Source organism: Pseudomonas brassicae (assembly GCF_010671725.1).
GTDB lineage: Bacteria > Pseudomonadota > Gammaproteobacteria > Pseudomonadales > Pseudomonadaceae > Aquipseudomonas > Aquipseudomonas brassicae.
In genome coordinates, this window is record NZ_JAAHBU010000310.1 from 1 (window position 1) to 16,907 (window position 16,907).

Annotated in this window: 8 protein-coding genes, 1 tRNA gene and 1 pseudogene; 7 read left to right on the forward strand and 3 right to left on the reverse strand. The window is 65.4% G+C overall.

Annotation, left to right across the window (positions count from 1 at the left end; translation table 11 throughout):
- The 3 genes from G3436_RS27870 to G3436_RS19730 form a co-directional block, all read left to right on the forward strand.
- Positions 1-391: two-partner secretion domain-containing protein (locus tag G3436_RS27870; RefSeq protein ID WP_243667225.1), on the forward strand; the 391-nt coding region annotated here is incomplete at its 5' end.
- The gene (locus G3436_RS19720) at positions 388-8,481 is read left to right on the forward strand and encodes a hemagglutinin repeat-containing protein (RefSeq protein WP_338001292.1); all 8,094 of its coding nucleotides are present in this window, start codon (positions 388-390) and stop codon (positions 8,479-8,481) included. The genes G3436_RS27870 and G3436_RS19720, both read left to right, overlap by 4 nt.
- A 12-nt stretch (positions 8,482-8,493) precedes the next feature.
- Positions 8,494-8,877 (forward strand): hypothetical protein, encoded by a 384-nt coding sequence (locus tag G3436_RS19730; protein WP_163948392.1) that lies wholly within the window; start codon positions 8,494-8,496, stop codon positions 8,875-8,877.
- Between the two features lie 73 nt (positions 8,878-8,950).
- Here the strand turns inward: G3436_RS19730 and G3436_RS19735 are convergent.
- Positions 8,951-9,027: transfer RNA gene (locus G3436_RS19735), tRNA-Arg, on the reverse strand.
- Positions 9,028-9,290: 263 nt separating this feature from the next.
- On the opposite strand from G3436_RS19735, the pseudogene gabD reads away from it, so the two are divergent.
- The 3 genes and pseudogenes from gabD to G3436_RS19750 all read left to right on the forward strand — a co-directional run bounded on the left by gabD (position 9,291) and on the right by G3436_RS19750 (position 13,539).
- Positions 9,291-10,732: pseudogene (gene gabD, locus G3436_RS19740) on the forward strand (NADP-dependent succinate-semialdehyde dehydrogenase).
- 182 nt (positions 10,733-10,914) lie between these two features.
- Positions 10,915-12,195, forward strand: coding sequence for a 4-aminobutyrate--2-oxoglutarate transaminase (gene gabT / locus G3436_RS19745; protein WP_163948395.1), 1,281 nt, complete (start codon positions 10,915-10,917; stop codon positions 12,193-12,195).
- Between the two features lie 135 nt (positions 12,196-12,330).
- Positions 12,331-13,539, forward strand: a complete 1,209-nt coding sequence (locus G3436_RS19750) for a response regulator (protein ID WP_163948398.1) — start codon at positions 12,331-12,333, stop codon at positions 13,537-13,539.
- 123 nt (positions 13,540-13,662) lie between these two features.
- Here the strand turns inward: G3436_RS19750 and G3436_RS19755 are convergent, their stop codons facing one another.
- Positions 13,663-14,652, reverse strand: a complete 990-nt coding sequence (locus tag G3436_RS19755; RefSeq protein WP_163948411.1) for a sensor domain-containing diguanylate cyclase — start codon at positions 14,650-14,652, stop codon at positions 13,663-13,665.
- Between the two features lie 153 nt (positions 14,653-14,805).
- Positions 14,806-15,990, reverse strand: a complete 1,185-nt coding sequence (gene desA / locus G3436_RS19760; RefSeq protein WP_163948402.1) for a delta-9 fatty acid desaturase DesA — start codon at positions 15,988-15,990, stop codon at positions 14,806-14,808.
- A 150-nt stretch (positions 15,991-16,140) separates the two neighbouring features.
- On the opposite strand from desA, the gene G3436_RS19765 reads away from it, so the two are divergent.
- A partial coding sequence (locus G3436_RS19765) for a sensor domain-containing diguanylate cyclase (protein WP_163948405.1) occupies positions 16,141-16,907 on the forward strand: 767 nt, incomplete at its 3' end.

A 16,907-nucleotide genomic window follows, 5' to 3' on the forward strand; every position in this document is an offset into this window, starting at 1 on the left:
CCGGGGTGGTGGCCGACGCCGTGCGCCGGCGGGGCAGCGCCCCAACGTGGGCACGGCCGCCAACGGTACGCCACAGGTCAACATCCGCGCGCCGAGTGCCGCCGGGGTTTCGCGCAACAGCTACAGCCAGTTCGACGTCGACCGGCGCGGGGTCATCCTCAACAACGCCGTCAAGAGCAGCCAGACCCAGCTCGGTGGCTGGGTCCAGGGTAACGGCAACCTGAGCAAGGGCAGTGCGCGGGTGATCCTCAACGAGGTCAACTCAAGCAACCCCAGCCAGCTGCGCGGGTTTGTCGAAGTGGCCGGCCAGCGCGCCCAGGTGGTGATCGCCAACCCGGCCGCATCGCCTGTGACGGCTGCGGCTTCATCAATGCCAACCGCGCCACCCTGACCACCGGCCAGGCCCAGTTGCACAACGGTGCCATCAGCGGCTACCAGGTCAAGGGCGGCACCCTCAGCATCCAGGGCAAAGGCCTGAACAGCGGCGATGCCGACTACACCGACCTGATCGCGCGCAGCGTGCAGGTCAATGCCGGCATCTGGGCCAACGACCTCAAGGTCACTGCCGGGCGCAACCAGGTCAACGCGGCCAACACCCGCGCCACCCGGCTGGCCGGCAGCGATGACGAATCGCCGGCGGTGGCCATCGACGTGGCCAGCCTTGGCGGCATGTATGCCGGCAAGATCATGCTGGTGGGCACCGAGGGCGGGGTCGGGGTGCGCAACGCCGGCAAGATCGGCGCGAGTGCCGGCGACGTGGTGATCAGTGCCGACGGCAAGCTGCTCAACAGCGGCAGCATCAGCAGTGCAGGTGCGACCCGGGTCGCCACCAGCGGCGATATCGACAACCACGGCACGTTGTATGCCAAGGGCGATGTGCGCCTGAGCAGCGGCGGCGACCTGAACAACCGCGGCACCGTCGCCAGCCAGGCCAATGTCACGCTCAAGAGCAGCGCTGCAGAGGGCCGGATTCACAGCAGCGAAGGCGCCGCGCTGGCCGCCGGGCTCGATGAAAAGGGCAAGCTCGGCACCCGCGGCAACCTGACCCTGAGCGCCGCCACGGTCCAGTCCCAGGGCGAGCAACTGGCCGGCGGCACGGTGCAGGTCACGGCCGGCAAGGTCGACCTGAGCCACAGCCGCACCGTTGCCAGCAACCTCACCCTGACGGCCAGTGCGGGGGATATCGACCTGAGCGGCGCGCGTGTCGACGCCAGCCAGACGCTTACCGCCAGCACCCGGCAGACCCTGCGCAGCGACGCCGCCAAGGTCGTGGCCGGCACCCTGCAACTGCGTGCCGGCAACCTGTCCAACGTGGCTGGCGAACTGGCCCAGAGCGGCACGGGCAGCACCTCCATCGAAGTCGACGGCCAGCTCGACAACCAGGCCGGGCGCATCGCCACCAACGCCAGCGATGCACAGCTCAGCGCCGGCAGCGTCGAAAACGCCAAGGGCCGTGTCGAGCATGCCGGCAAGGGCACCCTCAGCCTGTCCACGCCGCTGCTCAACGGTACGCAGGGTACGCTGGTCAGCAATGGCACGCTGCAGGTGAATGCCGGCCAGGCCGTGCTCGACGACAGTGTGGCCCAGGGCCAAGACGTGGTCATCAGCGCCGATACCCTGTCCAATCGCGGCGGCAAGGTACTGGCTACCCAGGGCGGCAACCTCACGCTCAGCAGCCAGGGGCTGCTCGACAACACCGGCGGCACCCTGGCCGCCAGCGGCAACAGCGTGCTCACCGCCGCCACGCTGGACAACAGCGGCGGCACCGTCAGTGCCGGCGGCACGCTCTACGCGGGCGCCGGCACACTGCTCAACAGCGCCGGCACCTTCGCCTCGATTGCGCAGATGACCCTCGATGCCGCGCACCTGAACAACAACGGCGGCACCCTCGGCTCGGTACAGTCGGGCCTGCTGCTGAGCGCCCGCGACAGCACCCTGAGCAACGTTGGCGGGCGCCTGGAGGCGGGCGGCGACATCACGCTTTCCGGGCAGGGCATCGACAACAGCGCCGGGGTGATCAGCGGCCTGTCGCTGAGCCTGAACAGCCATGGCCAATTGCTGCAGAACGCCCAGGGCACGCTGGATGCACGCACCACCCTGGACCTGCGCAGCGGTCGCCTGGAAAACGCCGGCGGCCTGATCCAGTCCCAGGGCACGTTGTTCATCGACACCGGCGACCAGGCGCTGGTCAACCTCGACGACGGCAGCGGCAAGGGCATCATCAGCCAGGCCGCGCTGCAGATACACAGTGCCCACCTGGACAACCGCGGCGGTTTCCTCTCGGCCAAGGGTGCCCTGCAGTTGCTGGGCGCCGAGCTGAGCAATGGCAATGGCCGCATCGTCGGCGCCGGCACCGTGCGGGTGCAAGGCGACCACCTGGACAACCGTGGCGGGCAGATCCAGGCGCTGGGCAACCTCGACGTGGTCTCGACCGAGCGCGTCGACAACCAGGGTGGGCTGATCCGCTCTGGCGGATTGTTGCAGGTGCACACCGTCACCCTCGACAACAGTGCCACCCAGGGCGACAACCAGGGCCTGCAAGGCCATTCGATGCGCCTGAACGCCGATGTGCTGGGCAACCAGGCCGGTAGCGTGCGGGCCGACACCCAGCTGGACATCGGCGTCAGCCAGGTGCTCGACAACCGCGGCGGGCTGATTTCCTCCAGCCAGCATCTGCGCCTCGCCGACCGCGAACCAGGCGCCCAGCGCCAGCACATCAGCAACCTCGACGGGCGCCTGCTGGCCGGTCAGTCGCTGAGCATGAACGCCGCCTACTACAGTGGCAACGGCCAGGCCGTGAGCCTCGGCGACCTGACCCTGCGCCTGCGCGACGGCCTGGAACTGAGCGGCGTGCTGCACGCCAACGCCAGCCTGGACGTGAGCACCGCCGGTGCGTTGGTCAACCACGGCAAGTTGCTGGCCGGCAAGTCGATGCTGATCAGTGCCACCACCGTGGACAACCGTGCCGCTGGCGAAATCAGCGCCGAGCAGGTGCGCATCGACGCCAGCGAACGCCTGACCAACCGCGGCCTGATCGACGGGCAGCAGGTGCGCCTGCGCGCCGGCAGCCTGTACAACCTGGGCAGCGGGCGCATCTATGGCGACCAGTTGGGCATCGCCGCTGGCACCCTGAACAATGCCAACGAGGGTGAGCAGTCGGCGGTCATCGCCGCCCGCGGGCGCCTGGATATCGGCGCCGAGGTCATCGACAACAGCGAGGCGGCGCTGATCTTCAGTGCCGGCAACCTGGCCATCGGCGGTGCGCTGGATGACGACGGCCGCGCCACTGGCCGCGCCACCCTGTTGACCAATGCCAGCGCTACCATCGAGTCGCTGGGGCACATGGCGCTCGACGTGCAGACCCTGCGCAACCTCAACAACCACTTCACTACCCGCGAAGTGGAGATCAGCCGCCAGCACTTTCAGGAGTTCCAGCTCAGCGGCTCGCCCAACCGTTACCAGGCCAGCCAGGTCTCGTTTCGCCATAACGAAGTACAGTACCTGATCACCCCCGAAGGCCAGCGGGACAACTGGAACCGCTACGACGTGACCCGCGTGGTGCGTGAAACCCAGATCGCCACCTCGGCGCCTGGGCAGATCCTGGCCGGTGGCAACCTGACCATCAATGCCGACGAGGTGCTCAACGACAAGAGCCAGATCATCGCCGGCGGCTTGCTGCAGGGCGCCATCGGCCACCTGACCAACACCGAATTCAAAGGCCAGCAGGTCACCGCCGACAGCGGCAGCGTGACCAACTTCTACCGTATCCAGCGCAAGGGCCGTGACCGTCAGGGTAGCCGCGTGGCCGGCTATGTGCCGGCACCGCTGATTCAGGAAATCACCCTGCAGCCAACCGTGTGGCAGGAGCTTGCCGCGATCACCGGCAGCGGCACCCAGCTCGACGGCCACGCCAGCCCGCTCAGCGACCAGCAGGTCGCCGGCGCGCAGGCCGTGGATACGCTGGCCGGCAACGGCTACCGGGTGGCGCCGATCATCGAGGTCAACGCCCAGACCACGCTCAATACCCAGGGCGTGGCCGAGCAGATCCGCACCGGCGGCCCGTCGCTGCGCCTGCCGGGCAACAGCCTGTTCAGCAGCAACCCGCGGGCGCTGCGCAACTACCTGGTAGAGACCGATCCGCGCTTTGCCGGGTACCGCAACTGGTTGTCGTCCGACTACATGCTGCAGCGCCTGCAACTGGACCCGGCACTGACCCAGCAGCGCCTGGGCGACGGCTTCTACGAACAGAAGCTGATCCGCGAGCAGATCGCCCAGTTGACCGGGCGTCGCTTCATCGACGGCTATGCCAGCGACGAAGAACAGTACCGTGCCTTGCTCGACAATGCGGTGACCGTGGCCAGCGCCTGGCAACTGGTGCCGGGCGTGGCGCTGAGCGCCGAACAGATGGCCCAACTGACCAGCGACATCGTCTGGCTGGTGGAAAAGCAGGTGACCCTGGCCGGCGGCGAAACCCGCAAGGTGCTGGTACCGCAGGTGTACGTGCGGGTGCAGCAGGGCGACCTCAATGGTGCCGGTGCCCTGATGGCCGGGCAGCAGCTCAAGCTCGACGTGGTCAATAACCTGAGCAACAGTGGCAGCCTCGGCGGCGGCAGCATCCTGGCCCTGACCGCGCAGAACCTGGACAACCTCGGCGGGCGCATCCAGGCCGACAAGGTCTCGCTGCAGGCACGGGACAACCTCAACAACCTCGGCGGCCTGATCGGCGCCGTGGACAGCCTGTCGGTGAGCGCCGGGCACGACCTCAACGTGGTCTCCAGCACCCACGACAGCAGCAGCGCGCAAGGCACGCGTACCAACCTGTCGCGCATGGCCGGGCTGTTCGTCAGCGGCACTGGCGGGATGCTCAAGGCTACGGCCGGCAACGACCTCAACCTGGTCGGCGCACAGGTGGTCAATGCCGGTGCCAACGGCAGCACCCAACTGGTCGCCGGCAACGACCTGAACCTGCGCACGGTGACCGAGGCGCAGACGCAGTCGATCACCTGGGACAGCAGCAACTGGCGCAAGGACGCCAGCCGCAGCGACGTCGGCAGCAGCGTGCAGGGCGCGGGCGACGTCAGCCTGAGTGCCGGCCAGGACGTCAACCTGCGCGCCGCCACGGTGTCCAGCACCCAGGGCGGCGTGCTGCTCGAAGCACGCCGCGACATCAACCTGAGCGCTGGCCAGGACTACCGCTTCGCCGACGAGGCGCACAAGTCCAAGGGCGGCAACGGCATGTTCTCCAGCAAGACCACCACTACCCGCGACACGCTCAGCGAGACACGTGCCCAAGGCTCGACGGTCAGTGCCGAGCAGGCCTACCTGCAGGCCGGGCGCGATGTAACGCTGCGTGCCAGCAACGTGGTGTCTACCGAAAAGACCGTGGTACTGGCCGACCACGACATCCACATCGAGGCGGGTACCGATACCCAGAGCGAGCGCCACGACAAGTCGGTCAAGAAGAGCGGCCTGTTCAGCGGTGGCGGCATCGCCGTCACCATCGGCACCCAGCAGCAGCGCGTCGAGGACCTCACCACCAGCACCACCGCGGTGGCCAGCACCGTCGGTTCGACCCACGGCGATGTAGTGATTGCGGCGGGCAAGGATTACCGTCAGGTGGGCAGCCATGTGATGGCGCCCAAGGGTGATATCGACATCTCGGCCGAGCGCATCGACATCCTGGAGGCGCGCAACCTGGTGCAGCGTGAGCACGAGACGCTGTTCAAGCAGACCGGGCTGTCGATCACCATCACCAACCCTGTCCTCACCGCCATCCAGACGGCGCAGCAGATGAAGTCCGCCTCGGACAAGACCGAGGACGGGCGCATGAAGGCGCTGGCCGGTGCCACCACCGCGCTGGCCGCCAACAACGCGGCCACGGCGGTGGCGCAAAGCCCGGGCGCAATGGGCGGGGTCAATATCAGCCTGTCGATCGGCGCGCAGAAGAGCCAGAGCGAGTCCAGGCAGAGCGCCGATACCTCGGCCAGCTCGACCGTGGCCGCAGGCGGCAATGTCAGCCTGGTGGCCAGCGGCGCCGGTGCCGACAGCGACATCACCGTACGTGGCAGCCAGATCAAGGCCGGCAACAACGCGCTGCTCGATGCCGAGGGCGATATCCACCTGCTTGCCGCGACCAACAAGGCCACGCAGCAGAGCGACAGCCGTGGCAGCAGTGCCAGCGTGGGTATCGGCTTTGCGTTTGGCGGCGCGCAGAACGGGTTCACTCTCAACCTTGGGGTGGCGGGCAACCGTGGCGAAGCCGATGGCGAGGACATCACCCACACCAACACCCGTGTCGAGGCTGGCAACCTGCTGCTGCTGCGCTCCGCTGGCGACACCACGCTCAAAGGCGCCGTGGCCAGCGGCAAGCAGGTGGTGGCCGATATCGGCGGTGACCTGAACATCGAGAGCCTGCAGGACACCAGCACCTACACCGTCGACGAGAAAAGCATGAGTGCCGGCGTGAGCCTGTGCATCCCGCCGTTCTGCTGGGGGGTCAGCACCGCAGGTGGCAGCCTGGGGGCCGGTGTCACCGACATCGACTCCAAATACGCCAGCGTCACCGAACAGTCGGGCATCAAGGCCGGCGACGGTGGCTTCGACATCCGCGTGGGCGGCAACACCGACCTGGTCGGCGCGGTGATCAGCAGCAGCGACAAGGCCGTGCAGGAGGGGCGCAACCAACTGGTGACCGCCACCCTGACCAGCCGCGACATCAAGAACGAAGCCGAGTACGAAGGCAGCAGCGTGAGCCTGGGCGGCGGTTATGGCAGCGCCGTGGGCAAGGACCCGAACGGCACCGTGCAGGCCGGCAGTACCCAGACGCCGGGCAGCACCTTGCCCAATGAAGGCGGCTTCAGTGCCACCTTGCCGGTGGCCCTGGGTGCCCGCGACAGTGCCAGCAGCGTCACCCGCAGCGGTATCAGTGGCGGCCTCATCCGCGTGACCGATGACGCTGGGCAGCAGGCCCTCACCGGCCACAGCGCCGAGATGACGCTGGCCAGCCTCAACCGTGATGTGTCCAGTGATCGCGACACCAGCAATGCGCTCAAGCCGATTTTCAACGAGCAGGAGCTGCGCGCAGGGTTCGAGATTGCCGGGGCGTTCACCCGTGAAGTCGGCACCTACCTGGACAACAAGGCCAAGGAATCCACCAGTGCCAAGCGTCTGCTCGATGAAGAACGGCAGAAGCCGGTCGATCAGCAGGACCCGGCGCGCATGCAGGCATTGGCGCAGACCCTCAAGGACAACCAGACCTGGGAGTTCGGCGGTACCAGCCGCGCGGTGCTGATGGCGCTGACTGCCGCTGCCGGTGGCAATATCTCGGGCAGCGGCGCCAGCCTGCTGCAGGCCACGGCGGTGAACTACATGCAAGGCCTGGCGGCGCAGGAAATCAAGCTGATCGCCGACAAACTCGACTCCGATGTCGCGCGTACCGCCTTGCATACCCTGGCCGGTTGCGCCGGGGCGGCTGCGCAGAATGCCAGCTGTGGCAGTGGTGCGCTCGGCGCGGCCTCGAGCGTGGTGATCAACAACCTGGTCGAGCAGATTTCCGGTGAAGAAGGTGCCGCGCTCACCCCCGAGGAAAAAGAGGCCCGCAAGAACCTGGTCAGCTCGCTGATCACCGGTATCACCGTTGCCTCCGGCGGCGACGCGGCGATCGCCAACACGGCGGCGCAGATCGAGGCAGAGAACAACGCGTTCTGGATTCCGGTGATCATGGGCGGTGCCTGGCTGATCGACAAAGGCATGACCGCCTACGAGGCCTGGCAGGACATCAAGGCGCTGGAGGCGGGCACCACCACCCTCGAAGAGCTGGCGATCGCCAAGGGCGAGGACTACATCATGCAAGTGGTTGCCGGCAACATGGGCAAGTACGGCATGAAGGCGGTCAAGAAGGCCGGTGGCTGGGTGGCAGAAAAAGTCGGCCATCACAGCGACGACGTGGTGATCACCGCGCCGTCACCGCTGGACCCCGGCAAACTGGCCCCGCGTGCCGACGGCTTGCCGGTGGAGCGGGTGCAGGCCGGCAGCAAGGGCAACTGGGACAAGACCGTCAACGGTGATCTCAAGCCCAAGACCGCGTATGAGCTCAACAACGGGCATACCTATGTCACCGACGCCTCGGGGCGGGTCAATTCGGTCGAAGGCCAGTTGAGCCTGACGACCATGGATCGCAACCCCTACCAGCAATGCAAGGTTGGCCATTGCGGCAATGCAGGCGATGATGGCGGGCATCTGATCGCATCGAGCCTGGGTGGCGCCGGCGACAAGATCAACATGGTGCCGCAGGCCGCGAAACTGAACCGGGGTGACTGGAAGCGCATGGAAAACGAAATGCGCACGGCGTTGCAGTCCGGGCAGACGGTCAGCGTGAAGATCGACATCGGCTACCCGCCGACGGGCGGCGTGCGGCCGAACGAGTTCACGGTGCTGGCGACCATCGACGGCAGGGTGGTGCCCTACCGGTTTACGCAATGACAAGGGGTTCGAATGAATACTGTTGAAGAGGCTTACCAGAATCTTGGCCAGTACGTGCTGGCCTTCATCGGCAACCGCCCCTGGGACGCGGCGGGCTGCCGCATGAGCGTGTACGGCAAGATGGCGTCCGGTTACCAGTGGTTGACCTGGCAGGGCCAGAAGGACGACAAGGGCGGCTTCGAAGGCAACACCGCGAGCATCTGGAAGGGGCTGGAGGCGGCGACCTTCCTGCGTGATGACCTGCTGCGCAACCAGGGCCAGCGCATCTGGGCGCTGGAGTTCCGCCTGGCCCCGGACGGCACGTTCAAGATCGAGTACGACTACAACCAGCCGGACGATTACGAAGAGACCGATGCGTTGGTGGGCGATGACGACAGCCTGCCGAGCAATCCCTAGCGGGGTGCGACATCGGGCGGGAAACGCCCATGAAAAAGGGCCCTGGTTTTCACCAGGGCCCTTCGTCTTTGTATGGTGCACCAGGCGGGATTCGAACCCACGACCCCTGCCTTCGGAGGGCAGTACTCTATCCAGCTGAGCTACTGGTGCAACGCGGGCGCCATGATACCCATCTGCACCCGCCCCGTCCATCGCCCTGATCGGTTGTAGCCGATTCCGAACACTCCCCCGCCCAAACGTGACGTTGATCTGAAAATTCAGGCTCTGCTACGCTTTTTGTTCTTTTTTTCGAACACCCTATTGTCCTTTTTTGCGGTTGATCCTAGGATTCGTTTGAGATTTCAAACGCTCTCCTTTTTCTACAAATCAATAATTCGCGCCGTGCCCGCACGGTGCAGTTAAGGAAGCCCGACATGCAGCTCAAAGACGCCCAGTTGTTCCGCCAGCAAGCCTTCGTCAACGGAGAGTGGCTGGACGCGGACAACGGTCAGACGATCCAGGTGACCAACCCGGCCACCGGCGAAGTGCTCGGCACCGTGCCTAAAATGGGCGCCGCCGAAACCCGCCGTGCTATCGAAGCCGCCGACAAGGCCCTGCCGGCCTGGCGTGCACTGACCGCCAAGGAGCGTGCGGGCAAGCTGCGCCGCTGGTTCGAGCTGATGATCGAGCACCAGGACGACCTGGCCCGCTGATGACCTGCGAGCAAGGCAAGCCACTGGCCGAAGCCAAGGGCGAAATCGCCTATGCCGCCTCGTTCATCGAGTGGTTCGCCGAAGAAGCCAAGCGTGTCTATGGCGACACCATCCCGGGCCACCAGCCCGACAAGCGCCTGATCGTGATCAAGCAGCCGATCGGTGTTACCGCGGCCATCACCCCGTGGAACTTCCCGGCCGCGATGATCACCCGCAAGGCCGGCCCGGCCCTGGCCGCTGGCTGCACCATGGTGCTCAAGCCCGCTTCGCAAACCCCGTACTCGGCCCTGGCCCTGGTTGAGCTGGCCACCCGCGCCGGGATCCCGGCTGGCGTGCTGAGCGTGGTCACCGGCAGCGCCGGCGACATCGGCAGCGAACTGACCGGCAACCCGATCGTGCGCAAGCTGTCGTTCACCGGCTCGACCGAAATCGGTCGCCAGCTGATGGCCGAATGCGCCAAGGACATCAAGAAGGTTTCCCTGGAGCTGGGCGGCAACGCGCCCTTCATCGTGTTCGACGACGCCGACCTGGACAAGGCCGTCGAAGGCGCGATCATCTCCAAGTACCGCAACAACGGCCAGACCTGCGTGTGTGCCAACCGCATCTACGTGCAGGACGGCGTGTACGACGCGTTCGCCGAGAAGCTCAAGGCGGCAGTCGCCAAGCTCAAGATCGGCAACGGCCTGGAAGACGGCACCACCACCGGCCCGCTGATCGATGGCAAGGCCGTGGCCAAGGTGCAAGAGCACATTGCCGACGCGGTGAGCAAAGGCGCCAAGGTGCTGAGCGGTGGCAAGCTGATCGACGGCAACTTCTTCGAGCCGACCATCCTGGTCGACGTGCCGAAGACTGCCGCCGTGGCCAAGGAAGAAACCTTCGGCCCGCTGGCACCGCTGTTCCGCTTCAAGGACGAGGCCGAAGTCATCGCCCTGTCCAACGACACCGAGTTCGGCCTGGCCTCGTACTTCTATGCCCGTGACATGAGCCGTGTGTTCCGTGTCGCCGAAGCGCTGGAATACGGCATGGTCGGCATCAACACCGGCCTGATCTCCAACGAGGTCGCGCCGTTCGGTGGTATCAAGGCGTCGGGCCTGGGCCGTGAAGGCTCCAAGTACGGCATTGAGGACTACCTGGAAATCAAATACCTGTGCATCAGCGTGTGATCGCAGCGTAACGCTTTACCTCTGCCAGCGGGGCGCGAGAGCGCCGTCCCGCTGGCCTTTTTTACACCGTGACATCCGGCCGCCCGGGCCCCTGCAGCAGTCGATCAACGCATGCTGTTGCAGTCGAATACCGGCCGCCCCGATCGAATCGCGCCACCTGTGCGTGGCGAACTGAGGACACTATGAGCAAGACCAACGAATCTCTGATGCAACGTCGTGTAGCCGCCGTTCCACGCGGTGTCGGCCAGATCCACCCGATCTTCGCCGAGTCGGCCAAGAACGCCACCGTGACTGACGTCGAAGGCCGCGAGTTCATCGACTTCGCCGGCGGTATCGCGGTACTCAACACCGGCCACGTGCACCCGAAAATCATTGCTGCGGTTGAAGCCCAACTGCACAAGCTGACCCACACCTGCTTCCAGGTACTGGCCTACGAGCCGTACGTCGAAGTGTGCGAGAAGATCAACGCGCTGATCCCGGGTGACTTCGCCAAGAAAACCCTGCTGGTCACCACCGGTTCCGAAGCCGTTGAAAACGCCATCAAGATCGCCCGTGCCGCCACTGGCCGTGCCGGCGTGATCGCCTTCACCGGCGCCTACCACGGTCGCACCATGATGACCCTGGGCCTGACCGGTAAAGTCGTACCGTACTCGGCCGGCATGGGCCTGATGCCAGGCGGCATCTTCCGCGCCATCTACCCGAACGAGCTGCACGGCGTGAGCATCGACGACTCGATCGCTTCCATCGAGCGCATCTTCAAGAACGACGCCGAAGCCAAGGATATCGCTGCGATCATCCTGGAGCCGGTACAGGGCGAAGGTGGTTTCTACGTCGCGCCTAAAGAATTCATGAAGCGCCTGCGCGCGCTGTGCGACCAGCACGGCATCCTGCTGATCGCCGACGAAGTCCAGACCGGCGCTGGCCGTACCGGTACCTTCTTCGCCATGGAACAGATGGGCGTCGCGCCTGACCTGACCACCTTCGCCAAATCCATCGCTGGCGGCTTCCCGCTGGCCGGTGTGTGCGGCAAGGCCGAGTACATGGACGCCATCGCGCCAGGCGGCCTGGGCGGCACCTACGCCGGTAGCCCGATCGCTTGCGCCGCGGCCCTGGCCGTGATGGAAGTGTTCGAAGAAGAAAAACTGCTGGACCGCAGCAAGGCCGTTGGCGAGCGTCTGGTCGCTGGCCTGCGCAAGATCCAGGACAAGCACCCGATCATCGGTGACGTGCGTGCCCTGGGTTCGATGATTGCGGTCGAAGTGTTCGACAAGGCCGGTTCGCTCACCCCTAACCCGACTGCCGTTGCAGCGGTCGTGGCCAAGGCGCGTGACAAGGGCCTGATCCTGCTGTCGTGCGGCACTTACGGCAACGTGCTGCGTATTCTGGTTCCGCTGACCGCGCCTGACGCGCAGCTGGACCAGGGCCTGGCGATCATCGAAGCGTGCTTCGCCGAATTGGCGTAAGTGTGACGCGATAGAAAAAAACCCGCTCCGGCGGGTTTTTTTTTCGCCCAAAGGCAGACCGGGAGGCTAAGGTTTGCACAGGAGCTACCTTGGAACACGCCCTGGATGGCGTGCCTTGATGTCAGGAGAAGCCCCATGACCGTTTCAGACTCACCCGCCGCGCCGCGCGTGCTGATCGCCGAAGGCGACCCGTGGGTACGTGACATGCTCAAAGACCTGCTGCTCAGCGTACGCTGCGATGCACGCCTGCAGGTGTGTGCCGATGGCCACGAAGCCCTGGCCGCCCTGGCCAGCCAGCCCGACCTGATCATTGCCGCCCGCGAGCTGCCCGGCGTCGATGGCCTGGACCTGTTGCGCAACGTGCGCGCCAAGCGCCGTGCGCCGGCGTTGCCGTTCATCCTGATCAGCAGCCGCAGCGATGTGGCCAGTGTGCGCGAGGCCTTGCCGCTGGCGCCCACCGCGTACCTGAGCAAGCCGCTCAACGCCGACCTGCTGCGCCAGCGCCTCGAAGAGCAATTGCTGGGCGCGGGCGAGGCCGTGGCCTGCCCGGTGCCGGCGTTGCGCCCAGGCATCACCTTGTCGCGCTTTCTGGAAGACCACCGCGCCACGGCCGATGGCGGGCCGTTGCTGGCGGATGTGAAGCAGGCGATCAAGCGTGCGCTCAACCCTGAAGGCCTGAACCTGAAGGTGCTGGAAGAAGAGGTCCGCAGCGACCCGCAGATCACCGCCGTACTGATCGCGGCGGCCAACAGCGCGGCGCTGCACCGTGACGGCGCCGTGCAGACGCTGCTGCAGGCGCTGAACAAGCTGGGCACGACCCAGAGCATGAACCTGATCATGGGGCTGGCGCTCAAGCGCAGTGCCAAGCTCAGCGACCCGTTGTTGTCGCGCCATGCCGAGTACTTCTGGAACCTGTCGGTGCACACCGCCGAGTATGCTGCCAACCTGGCGCGTGGCATGGAGCTGGACCAGGAGCGTTGCTACTGCGCCGGCTTGCTGCACTGCCTGGGCGACCTGGCACTGCTGCGCTGCCTGCAGGAGTGGAGCCTGGCCGGTGGCGAGCTGGACGAGGATGCGGTGCAGGTGTCGCTGAACGAGTTTGGCGCGGCGTATGGTTCGGCGTTGCGTACGCGCTGGCGCCTGCCGCTGGAGCTGCGCGAGCTGATTGCGGCGGTGTATCAGCTGGGGGGCGGGGTGTATTCGCGTGAGGACCTGATCCTCAACCTGGCCGGGCAACTGGCGCGCCTGCCTGCCGAGCAGGGGCTTGAGCAGTTGGCCGAGGGCAAGACGGCACGGTTGCTCAAGGTGGGGTTGGCGCAGCTGGAGCGGTTGCGCAAGGCTTGAGACAGGTGCTGACCCCTTCGCTGGCAAGCCAGCTCCCACAGGTACAGCGCAGATCATGAGATCGCTGATTACCCTGTGGGAGCTGGCTTGCCAGCGAAGAGGCCCGGCCAGGCGCTGAAAATATCAGCCGCTGACGATCTGGTTCTTGCCCTGGCGCTTGGCCTGGTACATCGCGGCATCCGCGCGCGCAAACAGGCTGTCGAGCAGCACATCGTCATCAAGGATCCCGGTCAGCCCCTGGCTCACCGTTACCCCGAACACCTCCTCGTCATGGCTGAAACTCAAGCGCTGTATCTCTCGCTGCAAGCGCTCTGCCACCTGCATTGCCATCTGCGGTGCACAGCCCGGAAACACCGCGGCAAACTCCTCGCCGCCAATGCGCCCGAACAGGTCGCCACGGCGCAGCACCGCCTTGCCCGCATCGGCGATGCGCTGCAGCACCTGGTCACCCACCTGGTGCCCGTAGGTGTCGTTGATCTGCTTGAAGTCATCGATGTCCAGCAACAGGAACGCCATCGGCGTCTGCTCCTGGCGGGCTTTTTCGAAGGCATGGTGGGCGCATTCGAAAAAGTGCCGGCGGTTGCTGCTCTGGGTCAGCACGTCGGTGGTCGCCAGGCGCTGCAGCTCGCCTTCGAGCTGCTTCTTCTCGGTGATGTCCTCGGCCATGCCGACCACGATCAGGCGTTGCTCGCTGTCGCTCTGCTGGTTGATGAAGCACTTGTCACTGAGCCAGCGCACCTGCCCGTCGGCGGCGATGATGCGGTACTCGCGGTCCTCCACCGCGCCCTTGACCAATACCTCGGCCAGGCTGCGCTCGGCGTACTCCAGGTCGTCGGGGTAGATGCTGTCGCGCCACTCGTTGTAGTCGGCCAGCAGCAAGCCGGCCGAACGCCCGAAAATGCGCTCGTAGGCCGGGCTCACATACAGCACCCGGCGGGTTTCCCAGTCGAAGGCCCAGAGCACGGCATTGACGCTGTCCAGCAGCGAGCTGAACAACTGCTCACGCTCGCTCAGCCGCGCAACTTCACCCTGGGCGTGCATCAGGGCCAGCAAGGTCTGGGCGGCTTCTGGCGGTGGGCTGAAGGGCTGGGGCGGCGGGTTCTTGTTGACCATGTGCACGAAGCGTCTCGAAAAGCGGAATCGAAAGGCGAAAGGCGTGCGGCCATGACCCGGCCCGCCACGCAGGCGATATGCCAGTCAGAGTGAAAAAAAGGCGGGAAAGTTCCGGTTGGCGTGCCCCGTAACGGGGCACGCCGATCAACGGCGTCAGGCCATGGCCGGGCGCAGCGAGTAGGTCTTGAGTTGCGCGGCGAAGTCGCGCAGCGACTGGATGCCACTGGCCTCGGCCTCGTGGACCCAGTCCTTGATGGCCGCGAGCATGTCGTGGCCGTTGGCGCTGGTACGTGCCCAGATCTGCTGCAGCGCCAGGCGTTTCTCGTAGATGGTCCTGAGCGCCTGGCTGTGCTCGAGCATCGACTGGATGCGTTGGTGATGGCGGTCTTCGAGCAGGCTGGTTTCACGCGACAGCAGGCGTTTGGCACGGTGGAACTGGTGGCGTACCGAGTCGTCGACGCGCATCAGTTCCTGCTTGACCAGGGGCGCGATCACCAGCTTGCGGTACTGCGCCATGATCTGGAAGCGGTTGTTGAGGATCGCCATGGCGGTGTCCATGTCCAGCTGGCCCTTGCCTTCGACGCGGTGCGCGATGGGCGCCACGCGCTGCACCTTGGCCAGGCGCAGCCAGCTGAACAGCTTGATCCACGCCCAGCCCATGTCGAACTCCCAGCGCTTGACCGAGAGCTTGGCCGAGTTGGGGTAGGTGTGGTGATTGTTGTGCAGCTCTTCGCCGCCGATGATGATGCCCCAGGGCACCAGGTTGGTGGCGGCGTCACGGCACTCGAAGTTGCGGTAACCCACCGCGTGGCCCAGGCCGTTGACCACGCCGGCCGCCCAGAACGGGATCCACATCATCTGCACGGCCCAGATGGTGATGCCGAGGGTGCCGAACAGCAGGACGTCGATCACTGCCATCAGGGCGATGCCGCCCAGCTTGTAGCGCGAGTAGAGGTTGCGCTCGATCCAGTCTTCGGGGCAGTTCTTGCCGTAGATGCGCAGGGTCTCGGGGTTCTGTGCCTCTTCGCGGTACAGCTCGGCGCCCTTGCGCAGCACGGTGGACAAGCCCTTGATCACCGGGCTGTGCGGGTCGTCGACGGTTTCGCACTTGGCGTGGTGCTTGCGGTGGATGGCCGTCCACTCGCGGGTGTTCTGTGCCGTGGTCAGCCACAGCCAGAAGCGGAAGAAATGCTTGAGCCCGGCGTTCAGTTCCAGCGAGCGGTGCGCCGAATAGCGGTGCAGATAGACTGTGACCGCGACGATGGTCACGTGGGTCATCAGCAGGGTGACGGCCAGCAGTTGCCAGGCTGACAGGTCAAGAAAACCGTTGTACCACATAGGCGGGAGGGCCCTCGGAAAGCGAAAGAAACAGCAGCAAGTATTATCCCGACCCTACTAAATAAAACCAGTCGGCCTTTTAGATAGGAGGTCACGGAATGTTTCTGCCCCTATAATGGCCATCATTTTGCTGTGGGCTTCAGTGACCCTATGTCTGCTTCCGTTCGAGATGCCTTGCGCATGGCCGCGCTGTATCTGCTGTTGTCGGTCTTGTGGCTGGTGCTGTCTGATCAAATACTGAGCAATCTTTTCGATGATCCTGCCCAGCTGGCCCGCTGGGAGCTGATCAGCGCCTACGCGTGGATGGGCTGCAGCACGCTGTTGATCTTCGTGTCGCGCTGGCGGCTGCTCAGTTTCATCGGCGTCGGCGCGCGCCTGCGTCGGGACGACCGCGAGCGCCTGCGCATGGCGGCGGCGGTGTTCGACAGCACGCTTGAAGGGGTGCTGGTGAGCGATCGCGACGGCCTGATCGTGCACGTGAACCGCGCCTTTATGCAGATCACCGGTTACCAGCAGGACGAGGTACTGGGCCAGCGCCCGAACAAGTTCAAGTCCGGGCGTCATGACACCGGGTTCTATCAGCAGATGTTCGCCGTGCTGGCCGAAAAGGGCGAGTGGAGCGGCGAAATCTGGAACCGGCGCAAGAACGGCGAGGTGTACCCGCAATGGCAGACCATCTGCGCGATCCGCGATGACCATGGCCAACTGACCCATTATGTGGCGGTGTTCAGCGACATCAGCGCGATCAAGCACACCGAGCGCGAGCTGGCCTACCTGGTGCACCACGACCCGCTCACCGATCTGCCCAACCGCCTGCTGTTCAACGACCGTGTCGCGCAGACCCTGGCTGCGGCGCAAGCCAACAAGCGTGGCTGCGCCCTGTTGCTGCTCGACCTGGACCACTTCCAGAGCATCAA